The sequence below is a fragment of the Paenibacillus pectinilyticus genome, assembly GCF_001700435.1.
Lineage (GTDB): Bacteria > Bacillota > Bacilli > Paenibacillales > NBRC-103111 > Paenibacillus_E > Paenibacillus_E pectinilyticus.
In genome coordinates this window covers 156,939-181,087 of the sequence record NZ_LYPC01000030.1, presented here as the reverse complement: position 1 = coordinate 181,087, position 24,149 = coordinate 156,939, and the positions used below count along the sequence as shown (strand labels likewise).

Sequence of the window (24,149 nt, the reverse complement as noted above, 5' to 3'; positions counted from 1 at the left end):
ATGTTTACTTGGATATGGGCTTGTCTTTGTCACTACTGCGTTTCACCATAGTAATAGTAGTAGTACGCATCTTTATTTTTACGATCAACGTTGTTGAGAATGACACCAAGGATTCGTGCTCGCACATTATCCAGATTCTGCTTCGCCTTAAGCACCGCATCTCGCTTGGTTTTGTCTGAATTGACAACCAAGATCACACCATCAGCACGTGTCGCAATGATCTGTGAATCGGTCACGGCAATCGCCGGTGGCGCATCGATCAAGATAACGTCGAACTGGAGTTTCAACTCTTCGATGACGCTTAGCATCTTTTTGGAAGCAAGAATTTCCGATGGGTTAGGTGGAATCGGACCCGAAGAAATGATATGCAAATTCGGAATAAATGTATCTTGCAGCACTTCTTGAATCGATAATTGATTCGTTAATAGATTGGTTAGACCCCAACGGTTAGACACACGCAATGTGTGGTGCATAGTCGGTTTTCTGAGATCTCCGTCAATGATTAACACTTTCTTATCCGTTTGGGCATAAGCGACAGCGAGATTAATAAGCGTAGTTGACTTCCCTTCCCCTGGCCCTGCGGATGTCACCATAATGACTTTCAACTCTTCATCAATGGAGGAGAATTGGATGTTCGTTCGTAACGCTCGATAGGCTTCCGAAATGGGTGATTTGGGATTCTGATGTGTGATGATAGGTCGTTTATTGGTTGAGTTTGACATCGGATTGTCCCCCCACTCTTGATTCCTTGGTTTGTTTACTATGATTCTGAAAATCTTCAGGTCTCATCTTCGTGATCATGGCTAAGGTTGGCAGTCCTAAGAACTGTTCCACTTCTTCCTCTGTTGTCAGTTGATCATTCAAATATTCCAACAAGAAAGCAATTCCAAGCGCAATCATCAACGACACGACAAAGCTAATTGCAACGTTTAACTTTTTATTTGGTTTTACCGGTATCGGTGCAACCTTATCCTTCGCTTCATTCAGCAAAGAAATATTATCGACTTTCATAATCTTCGGAATTTCACTTTGAAAAACAACAGACACGGCATTCACAATGCTAGCTGCTCGCTCATACGAAGGATCTTGCACGATCAGGGTCATGACTTGTGTATTGTTAACCGAGCTAACTTTGACCGTATTGATTAATTGCTCGGCACTTATTTTCAGGTCTGGGTAATCAGCAACAACCTTGTCCATAATTCTTGGTGTGCGAATAATTTCTTTATAGGTGTCAATGAGTCTGATATTTAAATTAACCGTATTGAGGTCAACTTGGGTGGATACGCCTACTTGATCATTAGATTTATTCACAATTAACTTCGTTGAAGCTTCATAGATCGGCTGCAAGAAAAAATAACTAACTACACCTGTTGTCATTGTTGCTATTGCAACAATTGCGACTATCATCCACACCCTTTTCCTAATGATTTTCAAATAATCTTTTAAATCGAGTTCCATGCCATTCCCTCCGTCTACATGATGTCAAAGCCTCGCTTTGGTCTATATCTCTACTGAATATTTGCTCGAAAAGATAAGGAATCCCCCCCTCTATCTGGTAGAGATGAGGATTCCCTCTGACAACTAGTCCCTGTTATTTATTCAGCAAACGATAAATGACGACCGCAGCTTGAGCTCGCGTGGAGTTCGCATTCGGATTAAATGCGTTGCCTTCCTCGCCAATGACAATACCTTCTGATGCTGCCAGAGCAACGCCATCTTTCAATGAAGCGTTAATCGAAGCCGCGTCAGTGAAGCCCTTCAGTGCTTCTTCAACCTTAGCCGGGCTCAATGTGATGCCTTTAAGTGCCAAAGCTCTGGATGACATAACAGCCATTTCTGCACGTGTAATCGATCCATTCGGATCGAACTTGCCAGCTTCTTTCCCATTTACGATGCCGTTCTGAACAGCAGAAGCTACATAGACTTTGAACCAGTCTGAATCGTTAACATCACTGAAGTTTTCAGTTGCATTGGCATTTTCCAATGAGAAAGTCTTCACGATCATTTTCGCAAACTCAGCACGAGTGACTAGGCCATTCGGATCGAAAGCTTGCTCAGCACGACCTTCTAAAATCCCTTTCGCTGCCGCAACTTGAATTTGTCTGCCAGCCCATGCCTTAACGGAAGTTGTATCGTTGAACGCTACTTTGTTTTCTACAACTGTGTACGTTGAGAAACCATTACGAACTGCGTTCAGTACGCCATTGTTATAGCTGCCGCCGTAGAATTCTAATTTGCCATCTACGATTTTCGCTAGGGATAACAATTCTGTATCAAATTTGCTGCCATTCGGTACCGGGATTGTAACCTCAATTGGTGTGCTAAAGCTGCTAACCTTGTTGCCACCTGATGAGAATTCAAACTCGTAAACCCCAGCTGCTACCGGTAATTGCGTTACATTAGTAGCCACTGTTGTATCTTGGTTAGTCACTTTAAGCGTTGTATCTGCGCCGAACTCAGATGGGCTTATACCTAATGAAAGACCGTTCATGGAGATAGCAACTTTATCCACACCGTTCGCAATAGCTGCTGCAAGCAGTTCTTTCGCTAACGGAATTTCTGTTGACTTCGCTGAAATTGTGCCGAAATCAAGATTCAGTTGAACTTTCTCCGTCTTCGCATTCGGATTCAATTGTTTCAATTGATCATTCAACTCTTTCGCTTTTGCAGCGATTTCTTTCATTTTGTTCGCAAGATCAGCTACGTTCAAAGTCGGTTTAGCTGTACCGCCATCCACTTTAATGGTGGAGGAAAGATCTAGGTTTGCGAGTTGTTGAATCGCATTTTTTACAGCGTCTTGTGCTTTTTGGAAGATTTCTTGTTTCTTCGCATCGGATGCGCCTGCAAGATCTTTTTGAAGATCTTTCAAGCCATCTAAAGCTTGAGTAGTACTATCCTTAGCAGGAGGCAGTGAACCTGAGCCTGAACCTGTGTCTGGGTTTGTTGTCGTTGTTGTTGCTGTTAGAGTGTAGCTGTCTGAGATGAAAAGTAACAGGTCAAACTTAGAATGAGCTTGAAGAACACCACTACGACTACCACTAGTCACGCCATCAAGTACGAGTTTATTATTATTTTCAACTTTCACACCAGTTCCTAGCGCGCTCCAAGTTAAAGGTAAATAACTAGTCAAATTAACTCCGGATAATTTCAGAGTTCCTACGCCAACTGATGTCGAAGTCACTGTGCCAGGCGTGTACGATAATTTATCTTTAAGCAAATAACGGATACCAGCAGATTCGATAGCTGCTCTAGCAGAAATCGCTTTAGCACCTAAAGCAGTTGCAATATTGTTCTGCGCAGTATCAAGATCATTCAGAGTAAGATGGTAATGCGATAGGAATTTGCTGAGAAGAAGATCTTGAGAGATCTTGGTAGTTACAATGGTATTCAAAGCACCCTTAATGGAATCCAAAGTACCACCTGAAGAGAAAGCTTGAGCAACGCTTAGTAACAAATCAGCTTTGTTAGCTTCCAACGCATTAAAAGCAGCCTCTTGATAAGCAATTACGTCTTGTGTTGTTAACGTTTTAGTAGGATCAACACCATGGAACAAAACATTAACAGCATTGCGAACACTTGCATTATTAATAATCGTTCCAATCGTTGTTCCCGCATCATCATAGAACAGATCCAAACCATTGATTAATGCAAATATAGAGGCAACATCTACACCTGGCTGTTCTAATTTAGTCCAAACATCCCCAAGAAGATTCTTCATCTGAGTAGGTGTAAGTGTTTGGTGCGTAATTAGATCTCTTACGTCTTTTGTAACTTGGAACCCTTGCTCATCTCTAGCAAGTTCATCGTGAAGTCCACTCAACTTTTCCAATACTGAAGTAGGAATTGTTACTGGTGCCACAGCTGCAGAAGCAACCCCAACCGAAATACCCAACTTACTAGCCAATCCTTGCTCACTTAATGGAAGTCCAGCAATGGAAGCAAACATGATGCTTGCTGATAATGTGGTTACGGCTAATTTCTTTTTCATCGTCATGCTAAAATTCACCTCTTCAATTTATTTTGATACCTTATTTAGATTTCCAAAACTGAAACCATTTCGGCCTCGACCACGCAGGAGGAAGTGTTTCTATCGGTAAGTTATGTATAATCCTGTTGGCGTTATTTTGAAAAGTGTTCACATAATCCTGCCCTAACTCCGCCCGTAATGCTTCATAGGCTTCTGCAAGCGCAAACCCTCGATTGGATGTGTTGTGCGCATCAGACGATACGAAGTGAGTTAAGTTATTCTTACATAATTCAAATGTAAATGACTGTATGGATTTGCCGAAATGACCGAGCAAGGAATGGGCTGTGACTTGTGTTAAGGCTCCTAGTTGTACTAATTCCAGCAGTTTCTTAGGATCCTCAGCAATCTCACGATTGCGCTCTGGATGTGCAATGATCGGTACAATATCCATCAATTGCAGTTCATGCAATAGATCATGAATCCCGCTTGAAATACGGTCAGACGGGAACTCCAGCAGCATGTAGCGCGTGCCATCTAGCGTAGAAGTCCGATTCGTTTCAACGTCATCAATTAAACCGCGATACACACGAATCTCTTGACCTGAATGAATGCGAAGTGGAATATCCCTTCTGTCTAGCTCTTCTTGAAAAGCATGAACCTGCTGCTCAACGAAATTAGCGTCATTCGTAAATCGGCCATTCTCGTGATGAGGGGTTGCAATTACCGTATGTATGCCTTGTTTTACAGCTTGCCGGGCCATTTGCACAGACTCTTCTAGGTCAGAAGCCCCGTCATCCAACTCCGGTAGGATATGACTATGTATATCAATCATGGTAGACCCCAATCACTAGGACTAACTAGTCGTGTTTCGACATAATACAAGATATTCTAGCACTATTTCGTATGAAACTCTGATGAAAGTGTAACATATATGTAAATACTTGCCTACCTCAAAAACTAGGAAACTAGAACTATAAAGGCTTTTTAGTGTAATTTTTATTAAAAATTAATGATATGTAATTGTTCCGAATTTTACATGCAATTCAGGCTCACAGCTGCATATTTACATATAATCTTACAATTATACTTAATATTCTATTTCAATCGACAAATCATGACAAAATACCCATACCATTCGACATAGATTCTAAAGGCCTATCTGGTTGAATTTTCTGTAAACTATAACATACGTTTTTTTGAGCTAGCATACTAAAAAAATAAGCCTCATTTGTATTTTTTTTATACAAGAGGCATCCCGTTCCTAATTTTCTTTGCTTTTTTCCCTATTTCTTCCTAAATCCAATCAAATCGCAAAGCCCCACAAAAAAAACAACAATCGTTGTGAGGACAATTAAACGAAAATCCCAGGCATTCGGGAACTCATTCATTGTGGTGTTAGTAACTCTTAGGATCAGCGTGAAAAATAATAAGACCAAATCAAAGAACATACAGTAGGCCATGCGTGCCGAAAGCTTGTTGAGCGGAAGTTTGTCCATCATTTTGCCGAATCCAAATAAATCGTTCCACTTTCCGGAATCAGTCGTCTTCTGGGGGGAGTTGGTCTTATCCGGTTCCTGATCAGCGTTCGGTTTCGGTTCGTTTGACATGTTCAGTGTCTACTCTCAGTAGTGGTTCAGCGGCATCATGCCACATTAGAATGGCACCAATAAAGCACATCCCCACAATGAATATTCCCCCCAATGGTGACAAAAGCCTCAACTCCCACGTTAAGATGATTGCTAGAATGCTCACCAATATTAGGATCAACGCGCCTGTTAATTTCATTGAGTTCCCTGCCATAATCTTTTTACACCTCCCTCTTTGATGAAGCTACAATAGTATATGAGAGATTAATAGATTCGGTGATAGGTCACCATCCGGATACACGGCAAAAAGACCTAAGGGATCGTCACCCCTCAGGTCTAAGGTTCTATGCTTATGTGCTTATCTGTTCAGCAGACTTCCCACATAGCGGAGCAGCTCATTCGCACATACCGGGCAATAACCGTGCTCATCGATTAACTGCTTCGTCACATCGTTGATCTTCTTTAACTGTTTCTCATCTGGTGTTTTCGTAGAGGTGGTGATCTTCACGATGTCTTTCAAATCGGCGAAAAGCTTCTTCTCAATCGCTTCACGTAAGCGCTCGTGCGAGCTGTAGTCGAATCTTCTGCCTTTGCGTGAGTAGGAAGAAATGCGGATCAAGATCTCCTCGCGGAATGCTTTTTTCGCATTTTCCGAAATACCAATCTGCTCTTCGATCGAACGCATCAACCGCTCATCTGGATCCATCTCCTCGCCGGTTAACGGATCTTTTATTTTCCCCCAGTTGCAATAAGCTTCAATATTATCCAAGTAGTTATCGAAAATCGTTCTAGCCGACTCCTCGAAGGAGTAGACGAACGCTTTCTGCACTTCTTTCTTGGCAATATCGTCGTATTCCTTACGGGCAACCGAGATGAAATTGAGGAACCGCTCCCGTTCGTCTTTGGTAATGGATGGATGCTGATCCAAGCCGTCCTTCAGGGCACGCAGCACATCTAGGGCATTGATACATTGAAGATCCTGGCGGATCAAAGCACTTGAAATTCGGTTAATAACGTAGCGCGGATCGATGCCGCTCATACCTTCTTCTTGGTATTCATTTTGCATTTCCTTCAGATCGGCTTCTTTGTAGCCTTCGACGACTTCTCCATCGTACATACGCATTTTTTTGATCAAATCCATGCCTTGCTTCTTCGTTTCCTTCAAACGCGTGAGAATCGAGAAGATCGCAGCCACACGAAGCGCATGAGGCGCAATATGGATGTGAGACATATCACTCTGACCAATGAGCTTGTAGTAAATTTTTTCTTCATCAGATACGCGCAAATTGTAAGGAATTGGCATGACGATCATCCGCGATTGCAGGGCTTCGTTTTTCTTATTGGCGATAAAAGACTTATACTCCGTCTCATTCGTATGCGCGATAATGAGCTCATCGGCACTAATGAGGGCGAAACGTCCTGCCTTAAAGTTACCCTCTTGTGTCAGCGAGAGTAGATTCCAGAGGAATTTCTCATCGCACTTCAGCATTTCCTGGAACTCCATGATACCCCTGTTGGCCTTATTCAACTCACCGTCAAAACGGTATGCACGCGGGTCCGACTCGGAGCCGAACTCCGTAATCGTGGAGAAATCGATACTGCCTGTTAGGTCCGCTATATCTTGAGATTTGGGATCTGACGGGCTGAAGGTACCAATCCCTACGCGACCTTCTTCAGAAACGAACACACGTTCCACATGCACATCTTCGATACAACCGTTGTACTCGGTTTTCAGACGCATTTGGCAGGATGGGCATAGGCTGCCCTCAATTTTGACCCCAAGCTCCCGCTCGATCTCTAATCGTAATTCCATTGGAATCAGATGTAGCGGCTCCTCGTGCATAGGACACCCTTTGATTGCGTAGACAGCCCCCAGATCTGTTTTGGCAAACTGCTCTAACCCACGCTTCAGCATGGTCACAATTGTGGATTTCCCACCGCTTACAGGACCCATTAGCAACAAAATACGTTTACGAACATCCAATCGACGGGCAGCGGAATGGAAATATTCTTCCACCAGCTTCTCAACGGCACGATCTAGACCGAATATCTCTTGGTTGAAAAACTTGTAGGATTTGTGGCCCACCTGGTCGTTGATGCCTTGCGAAGCAATCATATCATAGACCCTTGAATGCGCAGTTCTCGCGAGTCCAGGATTACTGCGAAGCAATTCTATGTACTCCGCGAACGTACCGGTCCAGCTCAATGAATCCTTCTCCGTACGATGCTCTGAAATTCTTTTGAATATGTCCATGGGTACCTCCTTTCACTGCTGCCTTTCAGGAATAGGTCAGCTCGTGATGGTGAATTGTGTACTACAATCCTATGCACCCAAGAGGGATAACTTGCCCGAAATTTTAAAGAGAATTGGGATTTGTATCTTTCTCCAAAAAAAGGCTCATGCCATTGGAAAGCGTTCTAGACTGTGAAAATGATATGAAAACAAAGCAGGCAAGGTATGGAAAGAGCATGAAAACCAACCACTTCCACATCTGGATGTAGCGTGGGTGCGGCTAGCGGTTGGCAAGCTCTACGGACGATTGACGGGGACACAGCGGAGTGAACTCCTCCACTTAGAATGCTGATCGGTTATTGCCAAGGTGAGGCAATGGGAAAGGGGCGATAGAAGGAGGTGTGTGTACTATCCCCCTTCATTCAGGATGCTTTTCGGTTACTGCTAAACTGAGGCTACGCGATAGTGTGGATAGGAGGGAGCTATGTGCGCTATCCCTTTCACTCAGAATGCTTCTCGGGTTAGTGTCAAACTGAGGCAATGGGATGGTGGCGATAGAAGGAGCTATGTGCACTATCCCCGACACTCAGGGTGCTTCTCGGCTTAGTACCAAACTGAGTCTACGGGATAGGGGTGATAGAAGGAGCTATGTGCACTATCCCCAACACTCAGGATGCTGCTCGGGTTATTGCCAAACTGAGGAAAGGGCATAGTGTCGATAGAAGGAGCTATGCGCACTATCCCCAACACTCAGGATGCTGCTCGGGTTATTGCCAAACTGAGCGAATGGGATAGTAGCTATAGAAGGATCTATCTGCACTATACCCACTACTCAGAATGCTTCTCAGTTATTACCAGACTGAGGAAGGGGATAGTCGCGATAAAAGGAGCTATGCGCACTATACCCACTACTCAGAGTGCTTCTCAGTCATTTCCAAACTGAGCGAATGGGATAGTGGCTATAGAAGGATCTATCTGCACTATACCCACTACTCAGAATGCTTATCAGTTATTTCCAAACTGAGCGAATGGTATAGTGGCTATAGAAGGATCTATCTGCACTATACCCACTACTCAGAATGCTTCTCAGTTATTTCCAAACTGAGCGAATGGGATAGTAGCTATAGAAGGATCTATGTGTACTATCCCCACTACTCAGTGCTTCTCAGTTATTTCCAAACTGAACCAACGGGATAGTGTCGATAGAAGGAGCTCCATTGGATTTATACAGTGTATACTCTCCAATTAGGGAGGAATTTTCTTTTTCATTGGATTAATACATTACAAGTACTAATTTTCACAAATGAAATCGCATACATCATTGTTTTGAATGGATTTATCCAATCAAAGTCAAAATTCCGTCTCTTTTTAGCTTGTTCTAATGGATTTATCCATTGGTGGCGCCTCTGCTCCAAGTTTTGGAAGCTTTCGTCACCTAGCGCTTACTTGGTCAGTACCTAACGCACAAAAAGCAAGAGCACGCGTATCCCACGCGTGCTCCCCATTCGCTTACAGCAGTCGCTGTAAGCGTAGAATCGTAAACCGGTTGCGCACGAACAGCGCATCCTGCAAGGACGCCTCCACCAACGCTGGCTCGACGCCAAGCTGGTCCGGCGTCACAGGCCCCTGCACCGCCGCGAGCCACGCAGCAAGCTGCTCAGGCGCCGGCACCCCGCGGGCGATGTCCAGCACATCGCCCCAACGCGCCGCGATGCGCACCTGCAGCGCACGCGCATCCACCCCCATCGCCGACGCATTTTCCGCGATGATGGCCTCGGCCATGAGCACGGTCGCGACGCCGACCTTCGCGCCGTGCAGCAGCGCGCGGCGGCGCTGCTGCAGAAGCACCATCTCCCAATAATGGGAGAGATGGCGCTCAGCCCCGGAGGCCGGCCGCGAGTGGCCGACCAAGAGCATGGAAAGGCCAGATAGAATCAGGCCTTCCATCAATCGGCGCAGGCCAAGCTCCGTGCGCTGCGCAATCTCTTCGAGGTGAGCGGTGCACAGCTCGACGGCCTCTAACGTCAACCGAGCGCTTAGCTCGCAGTAGTGCTCGTCCAGCAGGACGCAGCCCAGCGACCAGTCTGCCAGTGAGGTGTGCTTGCCGAGCATATCGCCAACGCCAGCCGCGATCATCGCTTGCGGTGCCGCTGCCAGAATGCTCAGGTCAGCAAAGATAGCTTCCGGCGACGAACACGGAATCGTCTGCTTGAAACCGCACACGATGAGCGGTGCGCCTACTGACGCAAAGCCATCAACCGATGGCGCGGTTAGCACAGACAAGAATGGCCGCCCTGTACGATGGCTGACAAAACGCACAATGTCGTGAATCGTTCCAGCTCCGACGGCGAGCAAGACCTTGGACGTCATTGAGGTATCCAGCATCAACTGAACGATCGCTTCTTCATCAGCAGCCACTCCCCCCATGCCGTTCTCCCGAATGAGGCTTACGCCTACTTTTACCTGATTCTCCTCTAATAGCGAGCGCAGCTTCTCCCCCGCCACACCATACGTATTCGCATCCGCGACAAGCGTCACTTCGCCGTAACCAGTTTCCTTCACATAGCTGACAACATCAGTCAGCGCATTTGACTCTATAACAATACGGCGAATCGGAATTTCATGATTTTGCCCACAAGCGCACGCAAACCTTTTTCCCAACCATTCATTCAATAATTCACTCCTATCTATCATCTCCCAACATGTACGTACAAGTGATTCTCTCACCTTTTCTATCGCAACCTATGCTATAATGAAAGCCATTCTGGCACACTTTATGCAGGAAAAGAGGAGAACGAAACCCTCATGCCGATCCAAACCGAAACGGAGCTTTACGCTCCGATTAAACACTTTTTTGAACAGCGCGGGTACACTGTCCGTGGGGAAGTGAAGCATTGCGATTTAGTCGCCATCCGCGGTGAAGAACCTCCTGTCATTGTTGAGTTGAAGAAAAGTTTTAATATCCCGCTCCTTGTTCAAGGAATTGAAAGACTCAAGCTGACGCAGGAAGTCTACGTCGCTTTCGAGCTCCCGAACAAAGGAAAAGCCCCCCAACGTTTACAATGGGAGGATATTCGCAGGCTTTGCCGCATGCTGGGCTTAGGTGTCTTGACCGTTCAATTCTACAAACGCAAACAGCCCACAGTCGATCTCGTCTGTGAGCCTACTCCCTATCAATTACGCCCGAATAAACGGGCTTCAGGTAAGCTGGTTACGGAATTTCATGAGCGCAGCGGGGATTATAATGTGGGCGGAAGCTCTAAACAGAAGCTGATGACAGCCTATCGAGAGAAGTCGCTCCATTGCGCCTATCTGATGCAGCAGCTCGGCCCCTTAAGCCCGCGGCAGTTGCGTGAGTTGACCAGCAATATGAATGTCAGCTCGCTGTTGCAGCAAAACTATTATCGCTGGTTCATCAGACAAAGCCGCGGTATCTATCATTTAACCCCAAGCGGTGAGAAAGCATTAGCCGATTATTCGCATGTTACACACGTTTTTCAAACACCTATCATCCATGCGCCTTAATTGTACCTAGCAGAATCTTTAATCTAAGAACGTATAACAACCTTATGTACATTCGTTTCCACATTCATTCGCAGTAATGCTTTGTTCATCCAAATGGCCGCCTGCGAGCCTTCGCCCATCGCTATCGTGACCTGCTCCGCATGTACGCCGACATCTCCCGCGGCCCAGACAAAAGGCACACTCGTCATTTTGCTGCGGGGATCTGTCATGATATGCCGGTTCTCCATCCGATCAGCGCCAAGCTGTCTAGCCAAATCGGACTTCACTTCGTTACCGCCAAATGCAATGAAGCCTCGCTCCGCTTGCAGGCGTTCACCATCCGTGAGCATAACACCAGCGAAGCTGCCAGGCGCATCCACGATAATGTTCGCTATATCTTTGGCGACATAGTGAATCCCTTTTTCCTGCATCTCATTCAGAAATTTACTGCGTACAGCGCACTGTTGATGATTCACATAGGTGAGTTTATCGGTTCTCCACCGCAATTTCAAAGCCATGGCTGCACCTGCATCCCCCGACCCCATCACAATGGTGCTGCGACCCCGAATCTCATACCCATCGCAATCGGGACAGACATACACGGTAAGTCCTAAGCATTCTTTTAGCTGAGGCAGCTCTGGCATCCGATCCAATAAACCCGTTGCCAACAGAAGCGTACGTGCTTCATACCCGCGGCCACTCTTGCCCCACAGCTCGAAGCCATCCCCGATTTTCCCTTTCGCGACAGCTTGTACGACTTCATCCTGGACAAACATAACCCCAAGCTTCTCGGCTTGCAATCTGCCTAATCTTCGCAGTTCTTCCCCGGATACGCCATCTGGCCAGCCTAAGATATTATGATAGCTCCTGCATAGCGTAGAACGGCCGTAACCCGCATCAATCACAAGCACCTTGTGCTCATACCTGCCTAATTGAATAGCGGCTTGCAGTCCAGCAATGCCTCCTCCGACGATAATACTGTCCACGTGCTCCATATATGTCAGGCACCTCTTCTCCTATTCTCTACCCTCTAGGATATCCGAATGAAGGGGCTCTCATCCTTAGTTGCCTAACGATTCTTAATCGACCAAACCAAGCCAAATTGGGTGAGAGATGCCATTAATAAAATCCACGGAATCCAACCGCCATCCAAATCGCTGCCGAAAGAGATTAAGACAAGAATGGAAATAACTCGACCTACATTTAAGAAAAACTCGCGAACGACCACGCTTTCTACCTTCAACTCCCCTTTGAGCGGAAGTTCAGCAATCAAACTATAATAGTAACCCGTCATTGTATTCCCTTGCAGTGGTGCAAAGATGGAGTACAGAATCATGAAGCCTACAACCGACCATACATTTAAGCTCCCTATAATAAAAGAGATCCCTACGAGATACCCCACTGTCGATATAGTCAAGTAAAGGCGACCCCTGCTTGCATTTGCATATTTAGAAATAAAGATCCCCATCACAATGCTTAAACTCGAGTAGAGAACACCGAGATAACCTACCATATCTTCACGAGGCAATACCTTAAACAATAGAATGTTAGGTAGAAACAACATCGTGCCTTGCAGCAAGCCCATACCGAAGAAGCCGAGCAAGGCTTTCACCCAATCGAGCTTTTTTTTCATAATAAGACCCGTATATTTCAAATAATACACACGGTGATGGCCGCCAGAGGCTTTAATTTTGAATGAGATAATAGCTGCTAATAAGAACATACAGAAAGCGATGGTGAACACAATCGTGTAACCGCTAAGTCCTTCTTTTAAACGAATAATGAAGCCCGCCAGTGCCGGTCCTGCGAGTGTCGCTGCTGTGAAAAACATCATATTATACGCGAGATAGCGGATTCGATTCTTTTCTGTCGACACGTCATACATCAGCGTCAAATAGCCAACCCAGTAGAATGCGCTTGCAAGACCATTAAATATGGCGAAGAGCACATAATAATCAACCAACCGCTCCTGCGCAATACTCACACTTAAATAGAAGAGACCAACTAATACGATACCAAGTCGGTATGATACCATGCGATCCTTCTTCTTGATCATGTAACCACCGATGGCGAATCCGATCGGAGTTAGGATATAGACAATCATGCTGTAGGTCCCATTAACCACAACGCTATGTGTGAGCCGCCATAAGTACAAATTGAGGAATACCCCTGACATGGAAGCACCAAATTGAAAAACGGAATGAATAACTAATGAGATGACTGCCTCATGCGACAGCTTTTTCTCCGCGGGAAGTGTATTTCCTCTGCTCTGTAGCCAAGATCGGATTTTTAGATTCATGGTAGACCTCCAGTCCTCTTCATTGTAACAGCCATTTCTCTATCTGTTAAACAGCAAAAAGCCCCAGCATTGGCGCTGAGGCTTTAATAACGGGCGGATTCAGGTTACTTCTTAAGGCTATCCCATGTTTTCTGGAATTCATCCAACATTTGATCCTTCGTATACTTCTTGGCAACATAACCTTGCATGATATCGCCGAATTTTTTACTGGAAGCTTCGCCGCCAGGGAATTTGAACCAGTTCCAGCTAAGTGTTTTACCAGCTTTGCTGTAAGAGATAATGTCAGCTGCTAATGGCCCTAGTACTTTCTCGTCAGCAGGGATCGTTTTGAAAGCTGGAATGAATTTGAATTCTTCAGTGATATATTTCTTACCGATATCGGAGCTAACCATCCAGTTCAAGAACTTCTTCGCTTCGTCTTTGACAGCGGAGTTTTTGTTGATAACCCAGTTATTCGGCACGCCTACGAACAATTTATCGTTTGCAGCGGCATCATCGCTGATCGGCATTGGCAAGAAGCCAATTTTGATGTCAGGGTTCGTTTTGGAAATTTGAACTTGTGTCCAGTTCCCTTGTTGCGTCATCGCTGCTTTACCTGTAGCAAAATCCGTTACTTGCGTGTTGTAATCCGTTTGCAATGGATTTTTGTTACCGTATTGCAATTGAAGATCAAACAATTTCGTCCATTGGTTGAATACTTCGTTGCCTGTAATTTTAGAAGTTCCTTTGTTCAAGCCATCGATGAAGGCATTCGGATCTTTCTGATAAGCAAATGGAAGATTCACGAAATGATTCCCTAGTACCCACCACTCACCATAGCCTGTTTCAAAAGGTGTAATTCCTGCTGCTTGCAGCTTTTTCGCTGCCGCTTCTAGTTGTGTGATTGTTTTTGGTAATTCTGTAATGCCCGCTTTAGCAAAAAGATCTTTATTGTATTGGAAGCCGTAGCCTTCCAAGTTCAGCGGTTGACCATACAATTTGCCGTTTTTGGTCATAGGCTCTTTCGCTACATCGACAAGATCTTTGACCCAAGGTTGATCCGAAAGATCTTCCAAGTTATCGATCCATTTATCTAAATCGGAGAAGCCGCCATTGTTGAAAATGTCTGGTTTGTCACCTGAATTGAATTTCGCAAGCAACGCAGCGCCGTAGTCTGCTCCACCGCCGACGGTGTCGACTTGAATTTTCACGTTTGGATTGAGCTTTTGATATTCTTGCACCAATTTACCAAGTTGATCCGCGATCTCTACTTTGAACTGGAACATTTTAATCGTAACTGGTTTAGCGCTAGTTGCAGGTGTTGTTGTTGCCGTGGATGTTCCTGCAGATGCCGCTGGCGTAGTCTCGTCTTTTTTGCCGCAACCCGTTGCTAATACGGATAAGGATAGTACAGCAGCCATCGAAACCATCGTTAATTTTTTCATTGAGGTAGTGCCTCCCTTTAATATGAATCTTCGTTTTATCTGACAACGTTTGTTGAAGCGTCATCCCTTACATGCTTCATTGTAAACACTTACATCCGCAGTTAACACCTAGTATATTGAACATAAAGGTGGAATATCTTGAACTCATTTACAAATATGTCATCCTTTAACTGAACCTGCAGTAATGCCTTCTACGATGTGCTTTTGTAAGAATAAGAAGAAAATAACGATTGGCAATACGCTTAATGTTAGACCCGCAAGAGCTAAATCCCATTGTTTCGTATATTGCCCGAAGAAGGAGAAGGTAGCAAGTGGAATGGTTCTCAGTTCAGGGTTACCCAATACAAGTGAAGGCAATAAATAATCATTCCAGATCCATAAGCTGTTCAAAATGACAATCGTAATCGACATCGGTTTGAGCAGCGGGAACACGATTTTCCAAAACACGCCATACGGTGAACTGCCGTCCACTTTCGCTGATTCTTCAATTTCTAACGGGATGGATTTAATGAAGCCATGATACAAGAATACATTTAAGGAAACGCCAAAGCCAAAGTAACAAGCAATGAGCCCAAGCTTGCTATCCATTAATCCAACCTGGCTTGCCACACGAACAAGCGGGATCATGATGGACTGGAACGGAATGACCATCGCCGCAACGAACGCCAAGAAAACAAGATTGTTGAACTTACTTGCCTTCCTCACCATCCGATAGGCCGCCATGGAGGAGATAACGACTAAGCCTATATTACTTAGAACGGTAATGAACAGGGAGTTGAAGAACGCCTTCGGAAAGTTCATAATCGTCCATACTTTGGTGTAGTTACCGAAGAATAAGGCTTTCGGCAATTTCGCCGTATTGGCTGCCAGCTCAGGAAAAGTTTTCAACGAGTTAACGATAACGAAATAGAATGGAATTAAGAATAGCAAAGCTACTAGAAAGCCCAGAACCTCTAAGGCAAATAATCGACCGGTGTATTTTTTGATGGAAGCCATTAGACCTCGACCTCCTTACGTTTGGTGTACATCACTTGAATGGTGGAAATGATGGCAACGACAATGAAGAAGATCAGCGCTTTCGCAGTACCTAAGCCATAACGGTTATTGCGGAACGCTTCTTGATAAATATTAATCGACACGGATTCCGTTGAATTGAACGGCCCGCCTTTGGTCAACGAGAAGTTGAGATCAAAGATTTTGAACGACCACGAAATGGTCAGGAACAAGCACACGGTCACAGCTGGCATGATGAGCGGCACGATGATGCTTCGTAACACCTGCATACGAGATGCGCCGTCAATATATGCAGCCTCTAACATATCCTTAGGTACATTCGATAGTGCGGCAATGTAGATAATCATCAGATACCCTGCGCCTTGCCATACGCTTACAATGACGATCGCCCAGAAAGCTGTTGGTGAATCCCCTAACCAAGGAAGCTCGAAGAATCCGATATGTGTGAGACTACCAAGGGTTGCAAACCCTTTTACAAAAATGAACTGCCAGATAAAACCGAGTAACAAGCCACCGATGACATTCGGCATAAAGAAAATCGTGCGCAGCATATTCCTTGTCTTCAGTGCTTGTGTGAGGAGCAGCGCGAGCAAGAAGCCGACGAGGTTTGTTAGAATGACATTGGTCACGGTTAATCGTGAGGTGAAGCTGAAAGCGTTACGATAGTCCTGATCATGGAATAATATTTTCTTGAAATTGTCTAAGCCATTGAAAGTGACACTCGTTGTCACACCGTTCCATTCGGTGAATGAATAATAGATGCTCATCATGAATGGAATCAGCACCACGACACTAAAAAATAATAATGCAGGCCCAATAAATACCCATTGCTGCAGCCATCCTGAAAGCATTCTCTTTGATTTCACTGGGAAGTCCCCCTTACCATTTTGCTACTATACCCCAAGTATAGAGTGCAAGCCTTCCCCAAAACACTGACGATGGTGACCCATTAGGTGGAATTTGTTGACCTCTCCTGCTACAATGTAGGGGAAAATCCCAATATAGAAACCGAGCTGATGCAGCGTGATTCGCCACAGTATTCGCAATAAATTAATCTTATTTTTGATCATCGCCACGCTCGTTCCCTTCCTTACTTCGCTTGTTGTTTCCTACTTTTTCACGAAGCAGCGAGTGACAGAGGATACGCTTACGAACAATTCAGCCTTACTTTCACAGGGTAAAACGAATCTCATCAACTACTTGGATGGCGTTGTTCAAGCCTCTTCCACCATTTACACAGGGATTCATCTTGCCGAGCTTGGCCAATTCTACGATATTATCCAATCGCAGCGAGAGATCGATTACATGAGCGATAAAGTGATTAAGAGCGGTCTTCAGGTGATGTCTCATTCGGTCAAGGAAATCAAACAAATCTATTTGTACGCTTCGGTCAGTGATCGCTCTTACCTGGCTAGCAATGACTCACAAGTGACGACCGTTGGTAAATATGAAGGTCTCAAGCCCTTCCCAGCCAAGCAACTGGTGTATTTCGAAGCAACGCACCTTAGCAACACGTACGATTTGGTACGCAGTGTGTATTCTGTGCCTTCGCCAGTTATCTCTATGCACCGCAACATCATGTACTCACCTAACAATACATCCATTGGTGAGCTTGTGATTGATTTGAATTTGGACCTCGTCTCGCAGATTTCGCAGAGCTTATTCACCCACGATCAAGAAGAACTGTACATTCTGGACGAGACGGGACACATCGTCTATGGTCCTGATCCGGCTAAGTGGGGACAGCAGCTCGAAGGCAGCTGGGGAGACGAAGCGGTCCATAGTACGTTAGAAAAAGGAAATTATGAGTGGAATAAAGGCGCTTATGCAGGGATCAATATGTATGAGAAAATGCACACCGACTACCTAAACTGGACGATTGTAAAACGTCTTCCCTACGCACAGCTTACCAAAAATGCTCGTCAGCTGACTCTCATTAATGCCCTGATTCTCTCCTTCTTTATGCTGATTGTTGTCGCTGGCACTGTTTATATTAGTATTCGTTTTACAGCTCCAATTAAGCAATTAATACGTTATATCACACGCATTCAAACAGGACAAGCTGGGCTTGGCGATCGTCAAAGCGATATTGAGTTGACTCGTACCGATGAAATGGGTATTCTGGCCAACCGCTTCCATGGCCTCATGCAGGACTTGGATCACATGGTGATGCGGGAATATCGCTTAGAGCTTGCGAATAAATCCAATCAGCTGATGGCGCTGCAGGCGCAGATCAATCCACATTTTCTGAATAATGCCCTGCAATCCATCGGCACATTAGCGTTGCAGCACGAGGCACCGAAGATTTATACCTTGATTAATTCTTTGGCTAAAATGATGCATTACAGCATGAACACGAACGAATCTGTCGTTCCGCTGCGCAAAGAGCTTGATCATATTAAGGCGTACTTGGAGCTGCAGAAGCAGCGTTTTGAGCACCAATTTGATATCGTTTACGAGATCCAAGAAGGTACCCAACCTTTAGCTGTGCCTAAAATGATTCTTCAGCCGCTTGTCGAAAATTATTTCAAGCATGGCTTTAAACCAGGACACGCCCAAGCCGCGGGACTCCTGCGCATCGCATCTGCGCTTTTGACTACCCCGGATGGGGATATCTTGCAGCTGACCGTCGAAGATAACGGAATCGGCATAACGGACCAACGGCTGATGGAAATTCGCAGTCGGTTGCGCATGCCTTCCACGCCAGATGAGGCCTGCATCGGACTTCGCAACGTCTTGACTCGTGTACAGCTCTACTTTAATGATGATGCCGCGCTCGAGATTGCGCACGTGCAGCCCCAAGGTTTGCGAATCGTCATCCATATTCCGATGAAAAAAAGGGAGTAACCTGACATGAAAGTTTTACTTGTTGATGATGAGAAACACGTTCGGGATGCGATCCGATTACTCGTGAATTGGAAGCTATTCGGGATTGATACCATATTAGAAGCACAAGATGGCGAGGCCGCCATTGAAATCGTGCGCAACGAACATCCGGAGATCATTATGACGGATATGATGATGCCCATTCTCAATGGCGTCAAGCTGCTCGAATGGCTGCATCGCCATGCGCCAGATGCCAAAACCATCGTGATCAGCGGTCACGACGATTTCTCTTTACTGCGACATACGGTGAAGTATGGCGGTACGGATTATATTTTGAAGCCGATCGATCCGGATCAATTGAATGAAGCCTTGGACAAAGCGATTCAAACTTGGCTCAAAGAGGAAGAGCAAAGACATGCGAATCGCGAGCTGAATATCGAGGTGAATCAATTCAAACCGATTTACTGGGATAAGCTGCTCTCCGCCTTGATCGCCGAGCCTGGTACGTATGAGCCTGTCGCTGATCAGCTGGAGCGCGAGCTTCATTTACCCAGAGGCGTCGCAAACTGCCGTGTCGCTATCCTCTCTTTGGATACGATGGAAGCTAGTATCAAGAATAAATTTAGCCAAAATATCGACCTCTTACTTTTCTCATTGATCAATATTTGCAACGAATTTCTCGTTACAGAGCAGCGCGGCTATGCGTTCCGTCACTTACACAATCTCCATGAAATTGTGCTCTTGATCTGGTCCACCCCTTCTACGGCAGAGGGTCTTCTTGCGACGATTAACGATGGGATTCGAACTACTTTGCACACGCGGGTTGATTTTGGGATTGGAAGTGCCCACGCATTTCCTCAACAATTGAAATTGTCCTATCAAGAAGCCCGTGACGCCCTGCGACAAAGGAATCTCAAATCCAAAGAAACGTGGATTCATACGACCTCACAGTCGGCCAAAACCTCACAGACATCGCTCACTTTTCATCAATATGAGGAACAGATCAACCTCGCTATTCGCAGCGGAAACGTGGAACAAATTCAGGATGTCGTTAAGCTGTGGATCGACGCTGTGAAAAGCAGTGAGACCATCACGCCTGAACAGCTTGAGCATTGGTGGGGGGAATATCGGGTCATGATGCGCCGCTGGGTGCAGCAATTCATACCGAATAGCGGAGAGAACGAGGTTAATCCACTTCTTCTTGAGGAAAGTGCATCGTCCATCATGACACTCGACGAGAAAGGCATTCTGTCCTTATCTCTCTGGCAGCAAGAGCTGACACGAAGCCTCGTGCAGGTATCGAAGCTGCATCTGGAGGGACAGCACAAGGATAACAATGTGATATTCGAAATTGCTAGCTTTCTAGAGAAGCACTATCATGAGGACATTTCGCTTGCGGATATTGCCAGCCGTTTCTATCTTAGCCGCGAGTACATCTCTCGTAAATTTAAACAGGAGTTCCAAGTGAATCTCTCTGATTACTTAGGTCAGATTCGGATGAGTAAGGCAAAGGTGCTTCTATGCAATCCGAATCTTCGTATTTCACAGGTCGCTGAGATGGTTGGGTATCAGGATGAGAAGTATTTCAGCAAAGTTTTCAAAAAAATGTCGGGCATGACCCCCAATGAATATCGAAAAACAGCAAATTCTATCTAATATACCGAGAAAATAATGGAATATGCTATACTAGTAGTGAGAGGTGATTTTCATGAGTATGCCCATCGAAAATGCAACGGCGAATTCTTTTCCCCGCACGTCGAAGGCAACCAGGGTCAAAAGAAAAACGTACGTCATCTTATTTATGGGTTGGGTCATGCTGATCGCAGTCGGAGTAGCAGCAACGATGATGTACACGGAGCATCTGAGGCAACAAATATCGACCGATATCGCACAGCAAACCCAGCAACAATTACAAGTCGTTCAGCAAGATTATCAGAAGCAAGTCTCCGATCTGAAGGATAGCGTTACATCCGATATGAAGACTTTGCAGGCCAAAGTTGATTCATTGAATGAATTATTGGCTTTCACCAAGGATAGCGCTAACAGTAAGACCGATAATAGCAATCAGCTGTATACACAGCTCGCGGACGTTAAGAAGAAGCTCGATGATCTACAGAAGAATCTGGATGTGTTGAAATAATGACAGCGAATTCGATTCAGCAAATCAACCGTGTAATGTTACTTGCCTGCGCACCCTTTCTAGGCATGCTGATTTGGCTTCTCTTCGTTTCCTTGCATATTTCCATTCCAACTTGGACGCCAGCGGCATCATCACCAGTTAATTTCCATCAAGAAACACTGACCATGAACAGCTTGTTAACCCAAGCCAACAATGATGCTGTTCAAACCAAAACCATTATTCAGCAGTACTTTCAGCTGTATGAGAAAAGCACGGCAGAAGTCACGACCATGCTCCAAAACGCAGCAGCCCAAGCACTCAAACCCGGACTCATCTATGATGCACGTATAACTGCTAAGCTAGGCAGCCCCCTCAGGCAAGCAAGCTCAGGCAATATTGATATCCAACTGTACGCTTTGAATGAAAAAAACTATACAGGATATGCTCTTAAGGTGAACCTTAAAAGCGATAAAGCTGTTAAGCTCGTCTTGGGTAATGATAAGCTCGGCTCCAGTGAAACAACGTTAGCCGCGGCTTCGCGCTATGGTGCACTCGTTGGCATCAACGCCGGAGGCTTCGCGGATGATAGTCGTGGCCGGCGCTACCCACTAGACACAACTGTCATGAATGGGAAATATGTAAATGGCTTCTTTCCCACCAACAATGACACGGCTTTCATCGGCTTGAACAAAGATCGCAAGCTGATCGGCGGGAAGTTCAGCTCGCAGGCTGATCTGGACAAGCTGAACCCTTTGATGGGTTCGACCTTCGTTCCTGTGCTTCTCAAGAATGGCAGCAAGATGACCATTCCGTATCAATGGCAGAGCTCGCCAGCGCGAGCAGCCCGAACGGTTATGGCTGATTATAAGAACGATCAGCTCCTCTTCCTCGTCACTGACGGGTACAACGAAAGCGGTAATTCGGGTGCAACCCTTGCTGAGTTGCAGGACAAGATGCAGCAGTTAGGCGTTGTCGACGCTTATAATCTCGATGGAGGCGGCTCTACTACCTTAGTCTGGGGTGGAAGTGTCATTAACCGTCCTTCTGACGGCAAGCTTCGACCACTCGCAACGAACTTCTTGTTTTTCAAATGACCCAAATTATTCACACAAATTTCGTTTCTTTTTTGGGGATGGTTGGGTATAATAAGCCTTAACTATGTGTAATCGCTCTTTAACCCTATAGGAGGTGCAGCAATGTTCGGTTTATCCACTACATTTTGGCTCGTTAATTCCGTTTTTCTGTTATTCCTAGTCGCGATGTTTACGGCTTCCTATAACGAGGACAAAACAAAAGGCCTATAAGATTGTTGTACATTCACTTGTCGTCCGCTTCGGACACGCAAAAAAAGCATCTACTTTCTCGAAGGAGAAAGCGATGCTTTTTTTCTTTTCTTGTCTACGCTCTGGCTTTGAGCAGGTTCATTTCAGTTACACACACGCCACAAATGTAACGCTCTTTGAATTCACTGACACTTTCCATGCTGCCACAGAATACACATTTCGGACGATATCTCTCAAGAATGATATGGTCACCCTGCACCAAAATTTCAACAGGATCGCCTTCATTCATTTGGTATCGCTTTCTCAACGATTTAGGTAATACGATTCGTCCCAATTGATCGACTTTACGTACGACTCCAGCTGGCTTCATCATAGGACTTCACCTCTCTTTTCCTATACGTTTCCTATACATGCACAAATTTCACTTCGACTAACCTATTCCTATCGAGCTTACGGATTACTATTCGCCGTCTTTCATGAAATTCCTTCTGTGTAGGCCCTGAAATCTTTCTTTTCTTGTCAAAAATGTCGGTTCAGCCCTAATAAACGTAGGTCCTAATAACTATTCAAGACCTACAAACCCCGTTTGACGCAATCCTTCATATAAAATAATTGCCACAGAATTGGATAAATTTAACGACCTTACCGCATCCGACATTGGCAACCGAATTAAGGTTTCCGGGTGTTGACGCAGCAACTCTTCCGGCAGCCCTTTCGTCTCTTTACCAAATACCAAGAAATCTCCATCCTGGAACGTAAAGTCCGAATAGCGCTGACTTGCTTTCGTCGACGCAAAGAAGAATCTACTGTCCGGATACGCTGCCATAACTTCAGCAAAGGAATCGTGGTAGTCAATCTTGACCGAGTGCCAATAATCGAGTCCCGCGCGTTTCAGTGTTTTGTCATCCGTATCAAAGCCCAGGGGTCTAACCAAATGAAGATGAGTGCCTGTGGCGGCACATGTGCGTGAAATATTGCCTGTGTTCGCAGGAATTTCGGGTTCTACTAATACAATATGGAAAGCCATCTCTGCCTAATCACCTCATTCTCTATCCTATTATAACCTGATTCCAATTGCAATTTAACACAGGGTTAACTTTATCTTAATATCACGATGATAGATAACCCTCATACTAGAGATATCCTTCATTAAAAGGAGTCCACTACACAATGAAAAAGAAAATTCTTATTGTTGACGACGAGCCATCTATCTCGATGCTTATTGAATTTAACCTCAAGCTTGCCGGTTTTGAAGTGCACTGTGTTTTCGACGGGGAAGCCGTCTTTGGTGCCATTCAATCTTTCCGTCCCGACCTTATCGTGCTCGATTTAATGCTGCCCAAAATGGACGGCTTACAAGTATGCCGCAAACTCAGAAGCCAAAACAACCTTGTCCCTATTATTATGTTGACCGCCATGCAGGATCTTACAGATAAAATTGCCGGGTTAGATAACGGTGCAGATGATTACATGACGAAGCCATTCTCCCCACAGGAGCTTGTCTCTCGGATTCAAGCCATTCACCGCCGTATTCAGACGCTGCCTTCCTCCACAGAGGAAGCACCTATCGCTATTGGCCAAATCTCTGTCAAAGCAGAGCAGCGTGAAGTGACGATGAACGGAACACCCATTGAGTTGACGCCGAAAGAATTCGAATTGCTACTCTTCCTGTGCAAGCATCGCGGCAAAGTCCTGAGCCGTCAACAACTGCTTCATGGTGTATGGGACTATCATTTCCTTGGTGATACGCGGATTGTCGATGTCCATATTTCCCACCTTCGTGACAAAATCGAACAGAACGCGCGGCATCCTGAATACATCATGACGATTCGAAATGTAGGCTACAAGTTAACTGAACCTGTTATCAAAGAATCGTACGCTTGATCAATAT

The 24,149-nt window shown here is 45.3% G+C and carries 20 protein-coding genes; 6 read left to right on the top strand and 14 right to left on the bottom strand.

Annotated elements, in window-relative coordinates; translation table 11 throughout:
* Positions 1–32 precede the first annotated feature (32 nt).
* The 7 genes from A8709_RS32610 to A8709_RS32575 form a co-directional block, all read right to left on the bottom strand.
* Positions 33–722, bottom strand: coding sequence for a CpsD/CapB family tyrosine-protein kinase (locus tag A8709_RS32610; RefSeq protein WP_065859171.1), 690 nt, complete (start codon positions 720–722; stop codon positions 33–35).
* Positions 703–1,461: a YveK family protein gene (locus A8709_RS32605; RefSeq protein WP_065859169.1), complete on the bottom strand. Its 759-nt coding sequence runs from the start codon at positions 1,459–1,461 to the stop codon at positions 703–705. The genes A8709_RS32610 and A8709_RS32605 overlap by 20 nt, the downstream gene beginning before the upstream one ends.
* A gap of 133 nt (positions 1,462–1,594) precedes the next feature.
* A complete protein-coding gene (locus A8709_RS32600) occupies positions 1,595–3,997 on the bottom strand; it encodes an S-layer homology domain-containing protein (protein ID WP_065859167.1) in 2,403 nt (800 codons plus the stop codon).
* Between the two features lie 34 nt (positions 3,998–4,031).
* A complete protein-coding gene (locus A8709_RS32595; RefSeq protein ID WP_065859165.1) occupies positions 4,032–4,802 on the bottom strand; it encodes a tyrosine-protein phosphatase in 771 nt (256 codons plus the stop codon).
* A gap of 451 nt (positions 4,803–5,253) precedes the next feature.
* Entirely contained in the window at positions 5,254–5,577 is a 324-nt protein-coding gene (locus tag A8709_RS32590) for a hypothetical protein (RefSeq protein WP_065859163.1), read from the bottom strand.
* Positions 5,578–5,914: 337 nt separating this feature from the next.
* Positions 5,915–7,810, bottom strand: coding sequence for a PrkA family serine protein kinase (locus tag A8709_RS32580; RefSeq protein ID WP_065859160.1), 1,896 nt, complete (start codon positions 7,808–7,810; stop codon positions 5,915–5,917).
* A gap of 1,488 nt (positions 7,811–9,298) precedes the next feature.
* Positions 9,299–10,462, bottom strand: coding sequence for a sn-glycerol-1-phosphate dehydrogenase (locus A8709_RS32575; RefSeq protein ID WP_244163375.1), 1,164 nt, complete (start codon positions 10,460–10,462; stop codon positions 9,299–9,301).
* 132 nt (positions 10,463–10,594) lie between these two features.
* Here A8709_RS32575 and A8709_RS32570 point away from each other — a divergent pair, with 132 nt between their 5' ends.
* Positions 10,595–11,314 (top strand): DUF2161 domain-containing phosphodiesterase, encoded by a 720-nt coding sequence (locus tag A8709_RS32570; protein ID WP_065859156.1) that lies wholly within the window; start codon positions 10,595–10,597, stop codon positions 11,312–11,314.
* Positions 11,315–11,337: 23 nt separating this feature from the next.
* Here the strand turns inward: A8709_RS32570 and A8709_RS32565 are convergent, their stop codons facing one another.
* From A8709_RS32565 to A8709_RS32545, 5 genes are all read right to left on the bottom strand, one after another.
* Complete coding sequence (locus A8709_RS32565; RefSeq protein ID WP_065859154.1) at positions 11,338–12,288, bottom strand: NAD(P)/FAD-dependent oxidoreductase; 951 nt, start codon at positions 12,286–12,288, stop codon at positions 11,338–11,340.
* A 74-nt stretch (positions 12,289–12,362) separates the two neighbouring features.
* Entirely contained in the window at positions 12,363–13,592 is a 1,230-nt protein-coding gene (locus A8709_RS32560; protein WP_065859152.1) for an MFS transporter, read from the bottom strand.
* A 104-nt stretch (positions 13,593–13,696) separates the two neighbouring features.
* Complete coding sequence (locus A8709_RS32555) at positions 13,697–15,016, bottom strand: ABC transporter substrate-binding protein (protein WP_065859150.1); 1,320 nt, start codon at positions 15,014–15,016, stop codon at positions 13,697–13,699.
* Positions 15,017–15,175: 159 nt separating this feature from the next.
* On the bottom strand, positions 15,176–16,012 hold the full coding sequence (locus A8709_RS32550; protein ID WP_065859148.1) for a carbohydrate ABC transporter permease: 837 nt from the start codon (positions 16,010–16,012) through the stop codon (positions 15,176–15,178).
* Complete coding sequence (locus tag A8709_RS32545; protein ID WP_065859381.1) at positions 16,012–16,881, bottom strand: carbohydrate ABC transporter permease; 870 nt, start codon at positions 16,879–16,881, stop codon at positions 16,012–16,014. Before A8709_RS32545 ends, A8709_RS32550 begins: the two co-directional genes overlap by 1 nt.
* Positions 16,882–17,053: 172 nt before the next feature.
* On the opposite strand from A8709_RS32545, the gene A8709_RS32540 reads away from it, so the two are divergent.
* The 4 genes from A8709_RS32540 to A8709_RS32525 are packed head-to-tail and all read left to right on the top strand — an operon-like array spanning position 17,054 to position 22,069.
* Complete coding sequence (locus A8709_RS32540; protein WP_065859147.1) at positions 17,054–18,877, top strand: cache domain-containing sensor histidine kinase; 1,824 nt, start codon at positions 17,054–17,056, stop codon at positions 18,875–18,877.
* 6 nt (positions 18,878–18,883) lie between these two features.
* Positions 18,884–20,512 carry a response regulator transcription factor gene (locus A8709_RS32535; protein ID WP_065859145.1) on the top strand — a complete coding sequence of 543 codons (1,629 nt, stop codon included), beginning with the start codon at positions 18,884–18,886 and terminating at the stop codon, positions 20,510–20,512.
* 52 nt (positions 20,513–20,564) lie between these two features.
* The gene (locus tag A8709_RS32530) at positions 20,565–20,996 is read left to right on the top strand and encodes a hypothetical protein (protein ID WP_065859143.1); all 432 of its coding nucleotides are present in this window, start codon (positions 20,565–20,567) and stop codon (positions 20,994–20,996) included.
* A complete protein-coding gene (locus tag A8709_RS32525) occupies positions 20,996–22,069 on the top strand; it encodes a phosphodiester glycosidase family protein (protein WP_065859141.1) in 1,074 nt (357 codons plus the stop codon). Before A8709_RS32530 ends, A8709_RS32525 begins: the two co-directional genes overlap by 1 nt.
* 304 nt (positions 22,070–22,373) lie before the next feature.
* Here the strand turns inward: A8709_RS32525 and A8709_RS32520 are convergent, their stop codons facing one another.
* Both A8709_RS32520 and trmL read right to left on the bottom strand, forming a co-directional pair.
* Positions 22,374–22,628 carry an AbrB/MazE/SpoVT family DNA-binding domain-containing protein gene (locus tag A8709_RS32520; RefSeq protein WP_056624765.1) on the bottom strand — a complete coding sequence of 85 codons (255 nt, stop codon included), beginning with the start codon at positions 22,626–22,628 and terminating at the stop codon, positions 22,374–22,376.
* A gap of 192 nt (positions 22,629–22,820) precedes the next feature.
* Entirely contained in the window at positions 22,821–23,285 is a 465-nt protein-coding gene (gene trmL, locus A8709_RS32515) for a tRNA (uridine(34)/cytosine(34)/5-carboxymethylaminomethyluridine(34)-2'-O)-methyltransferase TrmL (protein WP_065859139.1), read from the bottom strand.
* Positions 23,286–23,428: 143 nt separating this feature from the next.
* Between trmL and A8709_RS32510 the strand changes: the two genes are divergently transcribed.
* The gene (locus tag A8709_RS32510; protein ID WP_065859136.1) at positions 23,429–24,142 is read left to right on the top strand and encodes a response regulator transcription factor; all 714 of its coding nucleotides are present in this window, start codon (positions 23,429–23,431) and stop codon (positions 24,140–24,142) included.
* Positions 24,143–24,149: the final 7 nt, after the last annotated feature.